This is a genomic window from Lactobacillus sp. HMSC08B12 (assembly GCF_001808415.1).
GTDB classification, from domain to species: Bacteria; Bacillota; Bacilli; order Lactobacillales; family Lactobacillaceae; genus Lactobacillus; species Lactobacillus delbrueckii.
Genome location: NZ_KV793220.1, coordinates 17,801 through 18,359, shown reverse-complemented (window position 1 = coordinate 18,359; position 559 = coordinate 17,801). Strand labels below are relative to the sequence as shown.

1 protein-coding gene is annotated in these 559 nt (G+C 48.3%); it reads left to right on the top strand.

Annotated elements, in window-relative coordinates; genetic code table 11:
• A partial coding sequence (locus HMPREF3168_RS09315; RefSeq protein WP_083289622.1) for a zinc ribbon domain-containing protein occupies window positions 1–379 on the top strand: 379 nt, incomplete at its 5' end.
• Window positions 380–559 lie beyond the last annotated feature (180 nt).

Genomic DNA, 559 nt, shown 5'->3' with positions numbered 1-559 from the left:
ATATGATGCAATCTGCATTGAGGATCTGGACGTCAAGGGTATGCTTATGAGCCACGTTGCTTCTAAAGGCGTACACCGTGCGCTATTTGGACGCTTTCGCAGCTATCTCGAATACAAGTGCAAGTCAGCCGGAGTTAAGCTGGTGATTGCCAACCGCTTTTATCCAAGCACCCAGCGCTGTGCAGTCTGTGGCAACATCAAGAAAAATGACGAAAAGATCACCCTTTCTGGCAATAAGAAGCACGGCACCAAGCACAATGAATACGTGTGCTACAACAAAAAATGCCCGAACTACAACAAAGTTGTAGATCGGGACATGAATGCGATGATGAATCTTACTTTTTTGATTGATCATCCAAGATACAATAAAGCACTGTAAAAAATCAAAGGATCCGCAAGGATCCATGCGGGCAGGCTAATGGCCGGAATGCCATCTGTTGCTTGGACAGTTGCGTAAGTGGCTGTTTCGGTGCAGCCGGCTCACCGGACGAGAGGCCAATCAGCCGCTTTGGCGGCGAATTGGCTTCTGCGACCGCGCATGCAATTCCTCAAATGGAAG